Origin of the sequence: Herminiimonas glaciei (genome assembly GCF_042664955.1) — a bacterium.
Taxonomy (GTDB): domain Bacteria; phylum Pseudomonadota; class Gammaproteobacteria; order Burkholderiales; family Burkholderiaceae_D; genus Oxalicibacterium; species Oxalicibacterium glaciei.
The window spans coordinates 1,103,782-1,119,411 of sequence record NZ_JBHTBU010000001.1 but is presented as its reverse complement, the minus strand read 5'-3'; the positions used below and the strand labels follow the sequence as shown (position 1 = coordinate 1,119,411).

Below are 15,630 nucleotides of genomic sequence, written 5' to 3'. Positions count from 1 at the left end.
GATGGATCAGACAGCTGCTTGCTACGCTAGTTGTGCTGCTGGTGTTTGTTTATTACTTGTTTGGCTTATCCCATTTCCATTTGCCAGCCACTTTGCAAAATACAACGTCGTGGCTGCTATGCAGGGTCAGGTGACGATTTTCGACTTTGGCCAGGCGGCAATCGGCACGTCCTTGCGGATCCTTGGCAGGCGTGATGCTGCCACTGTTTGAAGCCTTCGGATTTTCCCAGGTGACAGTCTTACCGTCGTCGGCCGTATCGAGCGCTTGATACAGGGTTTTAAACATCAGGTCGGTATCGACCTTTTTGAACTTGCTGATGGGTGTGTCTTGCAGGAATCGGAGATTCGACTGCGCATGAACGGAAGATACCGCCGCAGCCATTAAAATACCGGCAACCAGAATACGCTTCATATGTGCTCCCTTTAGTAGTGATGAAAAATCGCGATCTATCGTGCAAACACATACCTGTACGGGCAGATAGTCCATACAGGTACTATCTCAAGCTTGTCAGCCTATTCTACTCAACTATGGATTTAGTTGTTTGACAAGATAATGACCTGCGTTTGACTAAGATGCAAGCGTTTGCTTCTGCAAACACTGCAATACCGCCGGCACCTCGACGGCATGCTCCAGACGTGCACGGAACTGCGGGTCACACAGCATCCCTGCCAGGTCGGCCAATATCTGTAAATGATCACGCGTCGTTCTGAACGGCAGCAACAACACAAACAATTCGCTGACCGGCTGCCCATCAGGTGCGGCGAAATCAAGCGGCGCATGCAAACGTACAAATGCCGCTATCGGCTGGCTGATGCCTGCCACCTGTGCATGTGGAATCGCCACACCGTCGCCCAGCCCGGTGCTATCCATGTTTTCGCGTTCATATAATTTTTGGTAAACCGATGCGCGATTGATTTGGCAATTGCGTTCCAGCCGTTCCGCGATCAACGCGAAAGCCTGCAATTTATTCGCAGCATGCAAGCCCAGAAAAATATTTTCCGACAACAGGTATTGAGAGAAGGTATTCATCAGAACGACAGTGATCCACGAAGCCCGCAGGCAATCGGCAACCATAGCGCTTATCGTGTAAAAATTTTGTAAAAACTGTATTGCTGCCGACCCCGTGTAAACAACATCGGCAATCTTTATATGGCGTTTACGTTGCGGCACCAACCTTTTAGAAAATTTTTATATCGCAATTGCTAATCTGTTTCGCATCTCAACGACCTTGCAGGTTTCCATGAACCGCAGCACTTTGATGCAAACAGAAGTCCCGATATTGATACGAGACACAGTATTACGAAATAAGCCCGCACCCCTCGCCCCATCCCGTTCAGCACCGGCATTAAGCCGCGTCGCATCGTCAGTCCAGGCCAGCGCCTCCGGCGCGGTAACGCCGATCAGCACACCTGCATTAGTCACCAATGAAAAGCGTCCGCATGAATGCCTGATGTTACTCACTATCAGCGCCGATTGCGTTGCTGAGCTGCGGCACCTGGTCATGCGTACCTGTGGCGAATGGATAGTGTTCATGCGTACACAGCCGATTGCACATGCCAACAAGATGAAGGTCTGGTTGTGTCTCAGCAATTCGGCCACGGAACTGGTCATGACTGCGGTGATGCGGGCCTTGCCCAGTGCCGAGTTTGGAAAAATCACCTACGCCTGATTTATTTTGATTTTCAACAGAGAGAGCTTGCAATGACTTCCTTTACAGGTATTTGGGTACCTATCGTTACGCCGTTCAAGAATGGCGAAGTCGATTTGCCTACCGCACAAAAACTGGCAGATGAATTGATCAATCACGGCGTACATGGATTGGTGGTGTGCGGCACCACGGGCGAAGCGGCGGCATTGGACGACATCGAACAAGCGGCTTTGTTATCGGCAATCAATGAAGTGGCCGCCTATCGTTGCCCGGTCGCCATCGGTATCAGCGGCAGCAGCACACGCACGGTCGCAGAGAAAGCGAAACGTTTTAACCGGCATGCCCCGGCCGCCTACTTATTGTCCGCGCCATCTTATGTGCGGCCGTCGCAGCAAGGCATCCTGTGGCACTTCCAGGCGATCGCGGCACAGGCCGGCGCGCCTATCATCATCTACAACATCCCGGCACGCACCGGCGTCAATATCGACCCGGCTACCATTGCCGCCCTGGCGCAGGACGAGCGCTTTGCAGCCGTCAAGGAAAGCAGCGGCCAACTTTCACAAGTAAAGGAAATACTGGACAGTACCAGGCTGCAACTCTTATCCGGCGATGACGCCTTGTTGCTCAGCACGCTGATGCTGGGTGGTCATGGTGCGATATCGGCAGCCGCACATATACGGCCGGATCTCTTCGTCCACCTATACGATTTGACCCGGGCCGGAAGAAACGAAGAAGCGGCCGAATTGTTTAACGCTTTACTGCCACTGATACGCCTGCTGTTTTCCGAACCGAATCCCGGCCCCGTCAAAGCGGCATTGGCGATACAGGGAAAATTGCGTGAAACCCTGCGCTTGCCGATGACACCGATGTCTGCTTCCGGCAAAGATAAACTCGCGCTCGTTTTGCAAGATGTAATGAATGTCCGGATCGAAACCAATAGCCCAGCATTAATCGCCGGACGCGCGAAATTTATACAAGACGTTTATAGATCCAGCGCGTCTTTTTAGAAATTTTTTACATGCTGACGAATAAGCTGGCGTTCGCAATCTCAACTTCAATTAACAGGAAAGGCAGCATGAAACAATTAACCTTAGTCGTCGCCATCGCCGCAGCATTCACCGCCGGCATTGCACATGCAGAAGACAGCAAGCCGGACAATGAAATCAGCTTTAACGCTGCAGTGGTCTCCGACTATCGCTACCGCGGTATTTCACAAACGCGTTTGCAACCTGCACTGCAAGGTGGCGCTGACTATGTGCACAACCCAAGTGGCTTCTATGCCGGCACCTGGCTCTCGACCATTAAATGGGTCAAGGATGGCGGCGGCAATGGCGATGTGGAACTCGATATCTATGGTGGCAAGCGCGGCGAACTGGCTAAAGATGTGACATACGACCTCGGCGTGTTGACGTATGTTTACCCATCAAACGGTTTGAATCCAAACGCCAATACCACCGAGGTCTATGGCCAGCTGGGCTATGGCCCTGCTTACATTAAATACTCGCACTCAGTGACCAATCTGTTTGGTTTCGTTGACAGCAAAAATAGCGGCTACCTCGACATTGGTGCCAACCTGGATATCAGCAATGGCTACATCCTCAACCTGCACGCAGGCCATCAAAAGGTCGCCGGCGATAACGCGGGTGTCAGCAATGACAGGCTCAGCTATACCGACTGGAAAATCGGTGTCAGCAAGGATTTCGGACTGTTTACCGGAGCTTTGGCTTATATCGGCACCGATGCCGACAAGTCTGCCTATGCATCCCCGGTCAATGGCAAGTTCATGGGCAAAGATGCCCTTATCCTCACCCTCAGCAAGACATTCTGATCGCATGAGGAGCCAGCCGGTACGGCCAGCCCATGCACCTGGGCAAGCTGTACCGCGCGCAGGAACTGTCAGCCACCAAATGAGGTCTTAATATCAGTTGTCTTCGACCTGCTGCATCCGGAATCGCTATCAGCTGTTACAGTCAGTAACAAGACCGGGTCAACTGCCGATTGTTGGCAGCCGTTTTAGATCCATCGGGATTTAAATACGCAAATGCGATTCCCTCAATTTAGCTGACAGGTGTAGAACATGAAAGCTGACAAAAAAACATTTAATACCGTCCTTGCATCTTCCCTGGTCATCAGCATGCTGGCACTTGCCGGCTGCGGCAAGACCGAAGACAGCAAGGTAGCCGATACCACCACCACTCCAGCCACACCTCCGGCCCCGGCCGCACCAGCCTATACGCCACCGACGGCGGAACAATTAACGCAAATGGTGGCACCGATCGCCTTATTCCCGGACAAACTGCTGGCACAAGTGCTGGCCGGCGCCCAGTATCCGGATCAGATCACGGCAGCCAACCAATGGCTGAACCAGAATCCGGCGCTGAAAGGCAATGCATTGCAAGATGCGGCCAATACACAGCCATGGGATGTCAGCGTCAAATCGTTGACAGCCTTCCCGGCGGTACTCAGCCAGATGGCCAACAACATCCAGTGGACCACGGCGCTTGGCGTCGCTTACGCCAACGCCCCGAACGATGTGATGAATGCGGTACAGACCATGCGTTTGCGCGCGCAACAATCGGGCAACCTGAAAAGCAATGCGCAAATGAAGGTCAGCGCCAGTCCGCGCCTGACACCACCACCTGAATATGCCAACGATGCGCGCTACTATTCGGTGCCGCCGCCAGCACAGACCATCGTGATCGAATCCGCACAGCCGAACGTCGTGTATGTGCCAAATTACAATCCGGGCCTGGTGTATGGTGCGCCGGTTCCGGTTTATCCAAGCTATGTCTATCACCCCGGCTATAGCAGTGGCGACCTGATTGCCGGTGGCATTATTTCCTTTGGCGTCGGCATCATCGTCGGGTCCGCCCTCACCCATCACGGCGACTGGGGCTGGCATTCCTGGGGCATGAACTGGGGCGGCCACGGCTATGGCCCCAACTATGGTCCAAACAATGGCTGGGCCCGTCCGGCGGTAACCTATAACAACACGGTATATGCACCGCGTTCCAGCATTACGATCAATCGCAACTACGATACGCACATTACGACGAATAATTTCTCGTCGCCGAACCGGCCGGCGCTCAATGGCAATGAAAACGGCAATCGCCCTAATTTCGGCAATCCGGGGCCGAATGCTGCCAACGCCAACCAACACCGTCCGGCGCAGAATGGCCCGATGACCATGCCGCATTTTTCTGCAGCTGATCAACATGCCGGCGTCCGCCCGCCCGCCCCATCAGGTGGAGCAGCGCCGCAATTCCATGTGCAACAGCCTGCCGTGGCACAAGAACGGCAGTCACATAACGCTGAGCGCAATCGGGACCTGCGGCCACGTTCCGAAACCGGTGAAAGACTGAACTCGACGGGAATACAGGAGCCATCATCGCGTCATAACATGGCCAATCCCGGCGGTGCACCGACCAGCCTGCGTTCCGCAGATGTACAGCGCAGCGGTATCAACCAGCGGCCTGAACAGGACCGTGCCGCCCGGGAAAACTTCAGGCAGCAACAATTCCATCCTGAGACGCGACCTGACAGGCCGGCCATGGCGCAACCACAGCCTCATCCACAAGCGTCTCCGCAGGTGCAACATGCCGCGCAACAGCAACAACACATGCAAATGCCACAACGGCAGGAACCTCATGTACAAGCGCCGCGCCCTGAGCAACATGTGCAGCAAAGGGCGCAACAGGAACGGCCACAACAACATGCACAAGAGCATCCACGCCCTGCCCCACGGCAGGAAGAACGCCGCGAAAGATAGCCAAGGTCTGCAGGCCGGGTTGATACCCGGCCTGCAGCACATGGCTGTTATCATGCAGGATCCGTATCCCTGCATTTACCCTTCATGAACCATCCTTCTGCCACCTGGCAAACACGTTTCATCCAATTGGCGACAGACGCCGCCGGCGACGATGGCGCGCATGACATCAATCATTTACACCGCGTCTGGCAAACCGCAGCTACCCTGTTGGCCGAGCATCCGGAAGCCGATGCACTGGTAGTCCAGGCGGCCTGCTATCTGCATGACCTGGTCAACCTGCCAAAGAACGATCCGCAGCGCCATCTGGCTTCACGCCAGGCGGCCGAACTGGCCTGCCGCGAACTGGCAGCGATGGATTTCCCTGCCGACAAACTGCCGGCATTGGCGCATGCAATTGAAGCGCATAGTTTTTCCGCTGCGATTACACCGACTACGATAGAAGCACGGATCGTGCAGGATGCTGACCGGCTGGATGCACTGGGCGCAGTCGGGTTGGCGCGCCTGTTTTATATCGCTGGCCGCATGGGCAGCGCATTGGCACATCCGGATGATGCTTTGGGTACGCAGCGCGAACTGGATGACAAGCGTTACGCGCTGGATCACATTGCCGTGAAACTGGCGACCCTGCCAGCCACCATGCAAACCGAGGCCGGCCGTCGGCTCGGTGAACAGCGGCTGCAATGGCTATATGAGTTCCGCGACACCTTCCTGAATGAATGGAATCCATAAGCGCCCGCAGACGCTGACCGCTATCCCTATCCGGCTATTGTCAGCACTTATCCCTCGGTAAGCGCGTGTATAAACGCCGGGATAATTACGGCTCCCCCTCCATCGCACGCACCACTTTGACGCCGGCAGCCTGGCTGGACTGCGGCAACAACTGCCTGCAACAGTGCAAAGGCATGGCCCATCTTTGCGCAAAAATTCAATAAGCCACGATTCCGACGGCTTAAATCCACACTCCTGCACCAAGACTTCAGGCGCACGCCCCATTCAAGGGCGGAAATGTTTCCCGTGCACCAATATCAGATAAGCAATCATCCAAATGGTGCGTGCGCTGATCGCGCCATATTTCTCCCTCCTCGCAAAGCCAGTCAAATAGCCTCCTGCCGGATTTTCAGTGATTGGCATGCAATCTGCTAAAGCAAGCAGGCGGTCCCGTCCTTACATTTACCCTCCCTTACACTGAAGGAGCACTTCATGTCACGTCGCAACATCCTGAAAGCAACAGCACTTGGCGCGTTTACACTTGCAACTTCTTCCTGGCTACCCTCCGCATTCGCCGCCGACACCATCAAGGTCGGCATCCTGCACTCCCTCTCCGGCACCATGGCAATCTCGGAAACCTCGTTGAAAGACGTGGCCTTGATGACGATTGATGAAATCAATGCCAACGGTGGTGTGATGGGTAAAAAGCTGGAAGCCGTCATCGTCGATCCGGCCTCCAACTGGCCTTTGTTCGCGGAAAAGGCACGACAGCTGATCTCACAGGACAAGGTATCCGTCGTGTTCGGTTGCTGGACTTCGGTCTCGCGCAAATCGGTACTGCCGGTCTTCAAGGAATTGAACAGCCTCTTGTTCTACCCGGTCCAGTACGAAGGTGAAGAACTTGAAAAGAATGTTTTCTACACCGGTGCCGCACCGAATCAACAAGCCATCCCCGCCACTGAATACCTGATGTCGAAAGAAGGCGGTGGTGCCAAGCGTTTCGTGCTGCTCGGCACCGACTATGTCTACCCGCGTACCACCAACAAGATCCTGCGCGCCTTCCTGCATAGCAAGGGCGTGAAGGATTCCGATATCGATGAAGTCTATACACCGTTCGGCCACTCCGATTACCAGACCATCGTCGCCAACATCAAGAAATTCTCGGCCGGCGGCAAGACAGCGGTGATTTCCACCATTAACGGCGACTCCAATGTGCCCTTCTACAAGGAACTCGGCAATGCAGGTTTGAAGGCGACGGATGTCCCGGTCGTGGCTTTCTCGGTCGGTGAAGAAGAATTGCGCGGCGTTGATACCAAACCACTGGTTGGTCACCTGGCGGCATGGAATTACTTTGAGTCCGTGAAGAATCCGGTCAATGCCGCTTTCATCAAAAAATGGAAGGACTACGCAGTTGCGAAAAAACTGCCGAATGCCAAAACAGTTGTAACCAATGACCCGATGGAAGCAACTTATGTCGGCCTGTATATGTGGAAGCAAGCGGTTGAAAAAGCCAAGTCCACCGATACCGACAAAGTGATCGCAGCGATGGCCGGCCAAACCTTCAAAGCCCCTTCCGGCTACACGCTGGAGATGGATAAAACCAATCATCATCTGCACAAACCGGTGATGATCGGCGAAATCAAGGCTGACGGTCAGTTCAACGTGGTCAATAAAACCAAGACCACCATCCGCGCGCAACCATGGAGCCCGTACATCCCGGGTAACGAAAGCAAGCAAAAAATGTAATCGGATCAGCGGTTGCCGATGCGGCAACCGTGTATGCAAACAGGTATTGCGCCGGATAACAGCGAGTGAATGATCGTTCACATCCGGCGTAATCCACTTCATACCTGAAGTTCATTTGGCATAGCTTTCGCGATCTGCGTTCAGGACATTCCGCCTTGCCACACCATGAAAAAATCATGAGACTGCTTCCCAGAATCCTCGCCCTCGGCATGCTGAGCCTGTGGCTATACACCCAAGCCATTAGCGCCTATGCAGCGATCGACCCTGCCCTGCTCAAGCCATTGGCTGGTGACGATCCAGACGCACGTATTGCGGCGGTCTCGGAAATCGCCGCACTGGCGAATGAAGATGCGCAAAAAATCCTGCAAGCCATCAATAACGATGCGCTGTACGCGACACCTGCCGGCGATGTATTCATCATAGACGGCAGTGACGCCTTCAATCCAGCCACCGATAAAACCGGCCCCGCTCCCGACGATGCGGAGGGCATCACCGTCAACAACCGTTTGCGCGGCGCAGTGGAAGGTGCCTTGTCCGGTCTTCAATTGTTTGCTCCGGACAGGAATGCGCGCCTGGCGGCCGCCAATGACTTGTTGAAAACCGCCGATCCGGCGCAAATCCCGCTGATCAACAAGGCGCTGGAAAAAGAAAGCGATCCTGCCATCAGGGAGTTGCTGCAACAGGTCGTGGCAACCGCCAATCTGCATGCCCCCGATGCAGCAACACGCCAGGCCGCAGTCAAGACCCTCGCCAACACCAGCAACGCCAGCCTGAAACCGATACTGGAACAAATGCTGGCAAAGAATCCTGACGGCAGCTATGTCGAGCCGGATGCCGGTGTACGCGGCGAAGCCGTGAATACCCTGTCGGCACTGAATCGTCATCTGACCATCACGGAATTCGTCGGTAAACTGTTTTACGGCATTTCGCTCGGCAGTGTTCTGCTGCTGGCAGCCCTCGGCCTGGCGATCACCTTCGGCCTGATGGGCATCATCAATATGGCGCACGGCGAATTGCTGATGATAGGTGCATACACCACCTATGTCTGCCAACTGCTGTTCCGTAAATTCTTTCCCGAAGCGATCGACGCTTACCTGCTGGTCGCGCTGCCCGCCGCCTTCATCGTGGCCGCTGCGGTCGGCATCGCGCTGGAACGCCTGGTAATACGCTGGCTCTATGGCCGGCCGCTGGAAACCCTGTTGTGCACCTGGGGCATCAGCCTGATCCTGATGCAGGGTGTGCGCTCCATCTTTGGCGCGCAAAACGTCGAAGTCGCCAATCCGAGCTGGATGTCGGGCGGCGTCACGGTACTCGGTTCACTCGTGCTTTCCTATAACCGTATCGTGATCATCTTCTTCGCACTCTTCGTTGTGCTGGCAGTCTGGCTGATCCTGAACAAAACGCGGCTCGGCCTGTTCGTGCGTGCCGTCATGCAAAACCGCCGGATGGCGGCCTGTGTCGGCGTTTCCACCGGCAAGATAGACATGATGACTTTCGGCCTTGGCTGCGGCATTGCCGGACTGGGCGGCGTCGCGCTGTCGCAACTGGGCAATGTCGGGCCGGACCTCGGCCAGGGTTACATCGTCGACTCCTTCATGGTGGTGGTACTGGGCGGTGTCGGTCAACTGGCCGGTACCGTGATCGCCGCCTTCGGCCTCGGCGAAGTCAATAAATTCCTCGAACCGGTCGCCGGCGCAGTACTCGCCAAAATCGCGATCCTGGTCTTCATCATTGTCTTTATCCAAAAACGTCCGCAAGGCTTGTTTGCACTGAAAGGCAGGAGCGTGGAATGACTACCATCCTGAAACCTTCCCTCTTCTCACGTCCGGCCTGGATCGGTATCGTCTTCTGCGCCATCGTACTGGCCTTGCTGCCGATCATGAACCTGTGCTTTCCGGCCGATCATGCACTGCATATTTCCAGCTATACCATCGCACTGGTCGGCAAGTTCATGTGCTATGCCATGGCGGCACTGGCATTGGACCTGGTGTGGGGTTATACCGGCATCCTGTCACTCGGCCACGGCGTCTTCTTTGCCCTCGGCGGTTATGCACACGGCATGTATCTGATGCGCTCCATCGGGCGTGATGGTGTGTATCAAAGCAATCTGCCGGACTTCATGGTCTTCCTGAACTGGAAGGAATATCCATGGTACTGGTGGATGACCGAGCACTTCTGGTTCGCGATGCTGCTGGTGGTACTGGTTCCCGGCTTGCTGGCCTTTATCTTCGGTTACTTTGCCTTCCGTTCACGCATCAAGGGCGTGTATTTCTCCATCATCACGCAAGCGATGACCTTCGCCTTCATGCTGCTGTTCTTCCGCAACGATACCGGCTTCGGCGGCAATAACGGCTTCACCGACTTCAAACGCATACTCGGCTTCACCATCACCGCCCCATCGACCAAGGCGGTGCTCTACCTGGTCACGCTGGCCTTCCTGCTGGCCGCCCTGTTCGTGTGCCGCGCCATCGTGACCTCGAAGCTGGGCCGCGTGCTGCAAGGTGTACGTGATTCGGAATCGCGCCTCATGTTCATCGGCTACAACCCTTTGTGGTTCAAGCTATTTGTCTGGACCTTGTCGGCCGTCGTCTGCGGCATTGCCGGTGCCTTGTATGTGCCGCAGGTCGGCATCATCAATCCATCTGAAATGTCCCCGGCCAATTCGATTGAAATGGTGATATGGGCAGCGGTGGGCGGACGTGGCTCGCTACTCGGCCCTATCATCGGCGCCTTCACCGTCAACGGCCTGAAGAGCTGGTTCACCGCCGCTTTCCCTGACTTGTGGCTATACGCGCTGGGCCTGATCTTCATCCTGGTGACGCTTTTCATGCCGCAAGGCATCCTGGGCCTCGTCAAAAAATTCAAAAAACAAGAGGCCGCAACATGAGCGAACTCGGATCTGAAAAAATGCGCCGCAACGAACCATCTGACCGGCCTGATGACAGTGAATATGCCGAATACGGCGTGACCTATTCACGCCTGAAACCGGAAGGCCTGGATACCGCGCACGGCGTCATCCTCTACCTGGAAGACATCACTGTCTCGTTTGACGGCTTCAAGGCGATCAACAAACTGAACCTGGATATCTCGGTCGGTGAACTGCGTTGCATCATCGGCCCGAATGGTGCCGGTAAGACCACGATGATGGATGTCATTACCGGTAAAACACGACCGACTTCCGGCACCGCCTTCTTTGGCCAGAGCATAGACCTGACCAAACTGACCGAGTATGAAATTGCGCATGCCGGCATAGGCCGCAAGTTCCAGCGCCCTACCGTATTCGAACAGCACACGGTATTCGAAAACCTGGAACTGGCGATGAAGATGGACAAGCGCGTCAAGACCACGCTCTTTGCGCGCCTGAACTCGGAACAGATAGGCAAGATTGAAGAAATCCTCAGGCTGATCCGCCTCAACGGCCAGGAACACCGTATCGCCGGCCTGCTCTCGCACGGACAAAAACAATGGCTGGAAATCGGCATGCTGCTGATGCAGGAACCGCAATTGATCCTGCTGGATGAACCGGTGGCCGGCATGTCCGATGCGGAAACCGCACGCACCGCAGAATTGCTCAATGAATTGCGCGGCAAGCATTCGATCATGGTGGTGGAACACGATATGGGCTTCGTCGAAGAAATTGCGCAAGGCGACAAGGTAACCGTGCTGCATGAGGGTTCGGTCCTGGCCGAAGGCAGCATGCAGCAGGTGCAGGCCGATGAGCGCGTAATCGAAGTGTATCTGGGACGATAAAGACATGCTGCAAGTTAATCAATTGAACCAATACTACGGTGCGGCACATACGCTGCGCGGCATCTCGCTGTCGGTCGAGAAAGGCAAATGCCTGTCCCTGCTCGGGCGCAACGGCGTCGGTAAAACCACGCTGCTGAAATGCCTGATGGGCGTGCTCCCGGTGGCCGCTGGCAATGTCAGCCTGGACGGTCGCGACATTACCAAACTGAAGCCGCATCAACGTGCCGCTCTTGGGATCGCCTATGTACCGCAAGGTCGAGAAATCTTTGCGCGCCTGACCGTCGAAGAAAACCTGCTGATGGGCATGGCGACTAAATCCGGCAAGAAGGCTTCGGTAATCAAAGGTGAAGTCTATGAACTGTTCCCGGTCCTGAAGGAAATGCTGCACCGGCGCGGTGGCGACCTGTCCGGCGGGCAACAGCAGCAACTGGCGATTGCGCGTGCCTTGTTGGCCGAACCCAAACTGATCATCCTGGATGAGCCGACCGAAGGCATACAACCGTCGATCATCAAGGATATCGGCCGTGTCATCAGCCTGTTACGTGAGCGTGGTGATATCGGCATCCTGCTGTGCGAACAGTATTTCGATTTCGCGCGTGAACTGGCAGATACCTTCGTCGTGCTGTCGCGCGGCGAAGTTGTAGCTTCCGGCAGCCAGCAAGAGATGGATGACGACAACGTCAAGAAACACCTGGCCGTATAAATTGCCGCCAACCGATCATTTTGAATTTCACCTGTCAAACAACCTTGCATGAAACGCCTGAGCGATACGAGCAGCGCCATCACCCATACGAACAAGAGCGGAATCGCGTCTTTTCGTAATGACCAGGCGCGACTATCGCTGGCATTCACTGACGATGCAGGCACCACCCGTATGACCGAACGTAGTCACTTCGGCCCCTTGCGCGTACAAAAGCCGCTCTACCCGGAACATCCGGCCGTATGCCACGCCATCATCGTGCACCCGCCTGGCGGCATCGTCGGCGGCGATCAATTGACCATCACGGCTCGGGTCGGCGACCATGCGCATGCGCTGCTGACCACGCCCGGCGCCGGCAAGTGGTACCGCGCCAACGGCCAGCTGTCACAGCAACAGGTCAGCCTCGAAGTCGGGGCGGATGCCGCGCTGGAATGGCTGCCGCAGGAAACCATCTTCTTCAACGAAGCCGATGTCCGGCTCGAACACAATGTGACGCTGGCTACCGATGCCCGCTATATCGGCGGTGAAATCCTTTGCTTCGGCCGCACCGCATCCGGCGAAACCTTCGACAGTGGCCGCGTGGCGCAACGTACCAGCATCCGTCGTGGCGGCAAATTGCTGTGGTTTGAACAAGGCGCGCTGCAAGCCCGTAGCACGGCCATGCACAGCCCTTTGTCGCTGGCCGGTTACACCGTTTGCGCCACGCTGATCGCGGTGGGCAAGACCATGAATGGGGCTTTCCTCAACGAGCTGCGTGAAGAATCCAGCGCACTGGCGCAGGGCGGCCGCAGCGGCGCCACGCAAATGAAACAAGTGCTGGTGGCACGTTACCTCGGGCATTCAAGTGAAACCGCCCGCCTCTGGATGACACGCGCATGGCAGCGCATACGTCCCGAATTAATGCAACGCGATGCGGTCATCCCGCGCATCTGGAACACCTAGCTTTGGAGCACATATGGAACTGACCCCGAGAGAAAAAGATAAATTGCTGATCTTTACCGCCGCCTTGCTGGCGGAACGACGCCAGGCGCGCGGCCTGAAACTGAACTATCCGGAAGCGATTGCGCTGATCACGGCCGCCATCATGGAAGGTGCACGTGATGGCAAGACCGTCGCCGAACTGATGTCGGACGGCGCAAAAATCCTGACACGCGCCGATGTGATGGAAGGCGTGGCGGAAATGATCCCGGACATCCAGGTAGAAGCCACCTTCCCGGACGGCAGCAAGCTGGTCACCGTGCATCATCCGATTCCCTGAGCGCCATCACTAAAGAGGAAACCATATGATCCCAGGAGAAATGTTGGTGGAGCCAGGCGACATCGAACTCAATGTCGGCCGCGCCACCGCTACCGTCAAGGTTGCCAATAGCGGCGACCGTCCGATCCAGGTCGGTTCGCATTTTCATTTTTATGAAACCAATCCGGCGCTGAAATTTGACCGTGAAATCGGCTATGGCATGCGCCTGAATATTACTGCAGGTACCGCCGTGCGCTTTGAGCCGGGCCAGGAACGCACGGTCGAGCTGGTTGCGCTGGCCGGCGACCGCAAGGTCTATGGCTTCAATGCCAAAGTCATGGGCGCGCTGGATAAGAAGGAAGGCAAATAATGAGCAAGATATCGCGTCAGGCTTATGCCGAAATATTCGGCCCGACCACCGGCGACCGTTTGCGTTTGGCAGATACCGAATTATTCATTGAAATCGAAAAGGACTTCACTACTTACGGCGAAGAAGTGAAGTTCGGCGGCGGCAAGGTGATACGCGACGGTATGGGCCAGTCGCAACGCAATTACAAGGATGTGATGGATACCGTCATCACGAATGCCGTCATCGTCGAACATTGGGGCATCGTCAAAGCCGATATCGGCCTCAAGGGCGGCAAGATTGCCGGCATCGGCAAGGCCGGTAATCCGGACATCCAGCCGGATGTCACGATGGCGATCGGCGGCGCCACTGAAATCATCGCAGGTGAAGGCATGATCGTCACGGCCGGCGGCGTCGATACCCACATCCACTTCATCTGCCCGCAACAGATAGAAGAAGCATTGATGAGCGGCGTCACCACCATGATAGGCGGCGGCACCGGTCCCGCTGTCGGCACTGCCGCCACCACCTGTACGCCTGGTCCCTGGCACATCCATTCGATGCTGTCGGCCGCCGATGCCTTTCCGATGAACCTGGGCTTCCTCGGCAAAGGCAATGTCAGCCTGCCGACGCCTTTGGAAGAACAGGTGCACGCCGGTGCCATCGGCCTCAAGCTGCATGAAGACTGGGGTTCGACCCCGGCCGCTATCGACAATTGCCTGTCGGTTGCAGACCGCCTTGACGTGCAAGTGGCGATCCATAGCGATACCCTGAACGAAGGTGGTTTCCTCGAACACACACTGGCCGCCTTCAAGGACAGAACTATCCATACCTTCCATACCGAAGGTGCCGGTGGCGGCCATGCGCCCGACATCATCGCTGCCGTCGGCCAGCCCAATGTCTTGCCGTCCTCCACCAATCCGACCCGGCCCTTCACCGTCAACACGCTGGATGAGCACCTGGACATGCTGATGGTCTGCCATCACCTGGATCCGGCGATTGCCGAAGATGTCGCCTTCGCCGAATCCCGCATCCGGCGCGAAACAATAGCCGCCGAAGACATCCTGCATGACATCGGTGCGATCTCGATGATGTCTTCCGATTCGCAGGCCATGGGACGGGTCGGCGAAGTCATCATGCGCACCTGGCAAACCGCGCACAAAATGAAGGTGCAGCGCGGCTCGCTGGCAGGCGACCCGGCGCGCAATGACAATTTCCGCGTCAAACGCTATATCGCCAAATACACCATCAACCCGGCCATCACGCACGGGATTTCACATGTGGTCGGCTCGCTCGAAGTCGGCAAGGTGGCCGATATCGTCCTGTGGAAACCGGCCTTTTTCGGCGTCAAGCCATCGATGATCCTGAAAAGCGGGATGATTGCCGCGGCCCAGATGGGTGATCCGAATGCCTCGATCCCGACACCGCAACCGGTACATTACCGGATGATGTTCGGTGCCTATGGCGGTGGCCTGAAGACGTCGATGACCTTCGTCTCACAATCAGCCTTTGATGCCGGCATAGGCGACATGCTGAAACTGAACAAGCCGGTGGTCGCAGTCAAGAATATGCGCCATCTGCGCAAACGCGACATGATCCACAACAGCGCGACGCCGAAGATGGAAGTCGATTCGGAAACCTATGAAGTGCGTGCCGATGGCGAGCTGCTGGTATGTGAACCGGCCAAGATCCTGCCTCTGGCACAACGCTACTTTTTATTTTAAA

Annotated in this window: 17 protein-coding genes; 14 read left to right on the top strand and 3 right to left on the bottom strand. The window is 56.0% G+C overall.

From position 1 onward, the window contains the following. Positions 1 to 52: 52 nt before the first annotated feature. Together ACFQPC_RS04940 and ACFQPC_RS04935 are read right to left on the bottom strand one after the other, a co-directional pair. Positions 53 to 412 (bottom strand): hypothetical protein, encoded by a 360-nt coding sequence (locus tag ACFQPC_RS04940; RefSeq protein ID WP_382270504.1) that lies wholly within the window; start codon positions 410 to 412, stop codon positions 53 to 55. Between the two features lie 156 nt (positions 413 to 568). After that, positions 569 to 1,030: a PTS sugar transporter subunit IIA gene (locus ACFQPC_RS04935; protein ID WP_382270502.1), complete on the bottom strand. Its 462-nt coding sequence runs from the start codon at positions 1,028 to 1,030 to the stop codon at positions 569 to 571. 211 nt (positions 1,031 to 1,241) lie between these two features. Here ACFQPC_RS04935 and ACFQPC_RS04930 point away from each other — a divergent pair, with 211 nt between their 5' ends. The 5 genes from ACFQPC_RS04930 (at position 1,242) to ACFQPC_RS04910 (ending at position 6,147) form a co-directional block, all read left to right on the top strand. Then, entirely contained in the window at positions 1,242 to 1,670 is a 429-nt protein-coding gene (locus tag ACFQPC_RS04930) for a hypothetical protein (RefSeq protein WP_382270501.1), read from the top strand. Positions 1,671 to 1,702: 32 nt separating this feature from the next. Then, complete coding sequence (dapA, locus tag ACFQPC_RS04925; protein WP_382270500.1) at positions 1,703 to 2,656, top strand: 4-hydroxy-tetrahydrodipicolinate synthase; 954 nt, start codon at positions 1,703 to 1,705, stop codon at positions 2,654 to 2,656. A 68-nt stretch (positions 2,657 to 2,724) separates the two neighbouring features. Next, positions 2,725 to 3,477 (top strand): TorF family putative porin, encoded by a 753-nt coding sequence (locus tag ACFQPC_RS04920; RefSeq protein WP_382270499.1) that lies wholly within the window; start codon positions 2,725 to 2,727, stop codon positions 3,475 to 3,477. A 249-nt stretch (positions 3,478 to 3,726) separates the two neighbouring features. Then, positions 3,727 to 5,418: a DUF3300 domain-containing protein gene (locus tag ACFQPC_RS04915; protein ID WP_382270497.1), complete on the top strand. Its 1,692-nt coding sequence runs from the start codon at positions 3,727 to 3,729 to the stop codon at positions 5,416 to 5,418. A gap of 84 nt (positions 5,419 to 5,502) precedes the next feature. Further along, the gene (locus ACFQPC_RS04910) at positions 5,503 to 6,147 is read left to right on the top strand and encodes an HD domain-containing protein (RefSeq protein ID WP_382270495.1); all 645 of its coding nucleotides are present in this window, start codon (positions 5,503 to 5,505) and stop codon (positions 6,145 to 6,147) included. 264 nt (positions 6,148 to 6,411) lie between these two features. Here the strand turns inward: ACFQPC_RS04910 and ACFQPC_RS04905 are convergent, their stop codons facing one another. Then, complete coding sequence (locus ACFQPC_RS04905; RefSeq protein ID WP_382270494.1) at positions 6,412 to 6,549, bottom strand: hypothetical protein; 138 nt, start codon at positions 6,547 to 6,549, stop codon at positions 6,412 to 6,414. Positions 6,550 to 6,618: 69 nt separating this feature from the next. On the opposite strand from ACFQPC_RS04905, the gene urtA reads away from it, so the two are divergent. The 9 genes from urtA to ureC all read left to right on the top strand — a co-directional run bounded on the left by urtA (position 6,619) and on the right by ureC (position 15,629). Then, positions 6,619 to 7,872 (top strand): urea ABC transporter substrate-binding protein, encoded by a 1,254-nt coding sequence (gene urtA / locus ACFQPC_RS04900; RefSeq protein WP_382270492.1) that lies wholly within the window; start codon positions 6,619 to 6,621, stop codon positions 7,870 to 7,872. A gap of 176 nt (positions 7,873 to 8,048) precedes the next feature. After that, positions 8,049 to 9,665 carry an urea ABC transporter permease subunit UrtB gene (gene urtB, locus ACFQPC_RS04895; protein WP_382270491.1) on the top strand — a complete coding sequence of 539 codons (1,617 nt, stop codon included), beginning with the start codon at positions 8,049 to 8,051 and terminating at the stop codon, positions 9,663 to 9,665. Next, positions 9,662 to 10,759: an urea ABC transporter permease subunit UrtC gene (gene urtC, locus ACFQPC_RS04890; RefSeq protein WP_382270490.1), complete on the top strand. Its 1,098-nt coding sequence runs from the start codon at positions 9,662 to 9,664 to the stop codon at positions 10,757 to 10,759. Before urtB ends, urtC begins: the two co-directional genes overlap by 4 nt. A 20-nt stretch (positions 10,760 to 10,779) precedes the next feature. After that, on the top strand, positions 10,780 to 11,622 hold the full coding sequence (urtD, locus tag ACFQPC_RS04885; RefSeq protein WP_382271873.1) for an urea ABC transporter ATP-binding protein UrtD: 843 nt from the start codon (positions 10,780 to 10,782) through the stop codon (positions 11,620 to 11,622). A gap of 4 nt (positions 11,623 to 11,626) precedes the next feature. Then, positions 11,627 to 12,325: an urea ABC transporter ATP-binding subunit UrtE gene (urtE, locus tag ACFQPC_RS04880; protein ID WP_012079663.1), complete on the top strand. Its 699-nt coding sequence runs from the start codon at positions 11,627 to 11,629 to the stop codon at positions 12,323 to 12,325. A gap of 48 nt (positions 12,326 to 12,373) precedes the next feature. Continuing rightward, positions 12,374 to 13,264, top strand: a complete 891-nt coding sequence (locus tag ACFQPC_RS04875; protein ID WP_382270488.1) for an urease accessory protein UreD — start codon at positions 12,374 to 12,376, stop codon at positions 13,262 to 13,264. 13 nt (positions 13,265 to 13,277) lie between these two features. After that, positions 13,278 to 13,580, top strand: a complete 303-nt coding sequence (locus tag ACFQPC_RS04870; protein ID WP_041296500.1) for an urease subunit gamma — start codon at positions 13,278 to 13,280, stop codon at positions 13,578 to 13,580. Positions 13,581 to 13,605: 25 nt separating this feature from the next. Further along, positions 13,606 to 13,929: an urease subunit beta gene (locus tag ACFQPC_RS04865; RefSeq protein WP_382270486.1), complete on the top strand. Its 324-nt coding sequence runs from the start codon at positions 13,606 to 13,608 to the stop codon at positions 13,927 to 13,929. After that, complete coding sequence (gene ureC / locus ACFQPC_RS04860; RefSeq protein ID WP_382270484.1) at positions 13,929 to 15,629, top strand: urease subunit alpha; 1,701 nt, start codon at positions 13,929 to 13,931, stop codon at positions 15,627 to 15,629. Before ACFQPC_RS04865 ends, ureC begins: the two co-directional genes overlap by 1 nt. The last annotated feature ends 1 nt before the right edge of the window (position 15,630 follow it).

Bases quoted from the DNA above. Each gene is read 5' to 3' on its own strand.
- ACFQPC_RS04915 (WP_382270497.1), top strand. From the start codon at position 3,727: ATGAAAGCTGACAAAAAAACATTTAATACCGTCCTTGCATCTTCCCTG.
- urtB (WP_382270491.1), top strand. From the start codon at position 8,049: ATGAGACTGCTTCCCAGAATCCTCGCCCTCGGCATGCTGAGCCTGTGG.
- ACFQPC_RS04865 (WP_382270486.1), top strand. From the start codon at position 13,606: ATGATCCCAGGAGAAATGTTGGTGGAGCCAGGCGACATCGAACTCAAT.
- dapA (WP_382270500.1), top strand. From the start codon at position 1,703: ATGACTTCCTTTACAGGTATTTGGGTACCTATCGTTACGCCGTTCAAG.
- ACFQPC_RS04910 (WP_382270495.1), top strand. From the start codon at position 5,503: ATGAACCATCCTTCTGCCACCTGGCAAACACGTTTCATCCAATTGGCG.
- ACFQPC_RS04870 (WP_041296500.1), top strand. From the start codon at position 13,278: ATGGAACTGACCCCGAGAGAAAAAGATAAATTGCTGATCTTTACCGCC.
- urtE (WP_012079663.1), top strand. From the start codon at position 11,627: ATGCTGCAAGTTAATCAATTGAACCAATACTACGGTGCGGCACATACG.
- urtA (WP_382270492.1), top strand. From the start codon at position 6,619: ATGTCACGTCGCAACATCCTGAAAGCAACAGCACTTGGCGCGTTTACA.
- ACFQPC_RS04920 (WP_382270499.1), top strand. From the start codon at position 2,725: ATGAAACAATTAACCTTAGTCGTCGCCATCGCCGCAGCATTCACCGCC.
- ACFQPC_RS04935 (WP_382270502.1), bottom strand. From the start codon at position 1,030: ATGAATACCTTCTCTCAATACCTGTTGTCGGAAAATATTTTTCTGGGC.
- ACFQPC_RS04875 (WP_382270488.1), top strand. From the start codon at position 12,374: ATGAAACGCCTGAGCGATACGAGCAGCGCCATCACCCATACGAACAAG.
- ACFQPC_RS04940 (WP_382270504.1), bottom strand. From the start codon at position 412: ATGAAGCGTATTCTGGTTGCCGGTATTTTAATGGCTGCGGCGGTATCT.
- ACFQPC_RS04905 (WP_382270494.1), bottom strand. From the start codon at position 6,549: ATGCCAATCACTGAAAATCCGGCAGGAGGCTATTTGACTGGCTTTGCG.
- urtC (WP_382270490.1), top strand. From the start codon at position 9,662: ATGACTACCATCCTGAAACCTTCCCTCTTCTCACGTCCGGCCTGGATC.
- ureC (WP_382270484.1), top strand. From the start codon at position 13,929: ATGAGCAAGATATCGCGTCAGGCTTATGCCGAAATATTCGGCCCGACC.
- ACFQPC_RS04930 (WP_382270501.1), top strand. From the start codon at position 1,242: ATGAACCGCAGCACTTTGATGCAAACAGAAGTCCCGATATTGATACGA.
- urtD (WP_382271873.1), top strand. From the start codon at position 10,780: ATGCGCCGCAACGAACCATCTGACCGGCCTGATGACAGTGAATATGCC.